Raw genomic sequence first — 822 nt, 5'->3', positions numbered from 1 at the left:
ATGCCACGATGCCTCATCACTGTTGAAAACAGCCACAAAGCCAGCCGGAATATCTGGCGGTGCAATATCGGTACTGTTTGCAGGCAGACCGGTATGAGGCGGAATATATGCGTCACCTTCACCAATAAATTCATTAGTTCCGGCCAGCAGATTATAAATTTTTATGGTCCGTGGTTGTTCACTCATTCTGAATGCCATTATGCAAGCCTCACAATATAGTTAAATGCAATGTTTTTGACGGTGTTTTCCGCGTTACCCGCAGCGTTAACGGTGATGGTGTGTCCGTGTGAACCAATACTGAAAGAATGGGCATGAGCACCGATAACAACCGGATGCTGGTGCGCACCAATACCAACTGTATGCGCATGTGCACCGGCACTCACGGCTGTACCGGACAATGAGTGACTGTGGCTGCCCTGACTGTCCGTTTTCGATAAATAAGCAATACCCTGTGTGCTGGTTCCTTTAACTGTGGATAAACTTCCTGTAATGGTTGCTGTTCCATACTGACTCCAGCCAGAACTGTTCATCCTTAAACCACTTGTGTGGGCATGAGCACCCGCGGCCCCTGTTGAACCGCTCAGACTGTGAGCATGAGCCCCCGTGTTATTCGTCGATTTGGTGCCGTAATCGAAACTGCCTGTTGTTTTCGTCCCGTAATCAAACGACGATGTGGTTTTCGTCCCCAAATCCGTACCGGATGCACTGGCACTGTGGGTGTGCGACTTAATTCCATCCTGTTCCTGAGACAATACAGCACGACCGCTGGCGGGTTTCCCCTTGATTGTCCAGCCTCGCATATCAGGAAGCACACCCGATGGA

Annotated in this window: 1 protein-coding gene and 1 pseudogene; both read right to left on the bottom strand. The window is 49.9% G+C overall.

What is annotated here, in order from left to right; genetic code table 11:
• Positions 1-186 (bottom strand): annotated as a pseudogene (locus CSC64_RS13810) (tail fiber assembly protein); the annotation flags it as partial.
• A gap of 11 nt (positions 187-197) precedes the next feature.
• On the bottom strand, positions 198-822 hold a 625-nt coding region (locus tag CSC64_RS13805; RefSeq protein WP_162435907.1), incomplete at its 5' end, for a phage tail protein.

Source organism: Pseudoxanthomonas koreensis, from assembly GCF_010093225.1.
Lineage (GTDB): Bacteria > Pseudomonadota > Gammaproteobacteria > Xanthomonadales > Xanthomonadaceae > Pseudoxanthomonas > Pseudoxanthomonas koreensis.
Note: the sequence above shows the minus strand (reverse complement) of the source record. Positions and strands in the feature narration are given on the sequence as shown.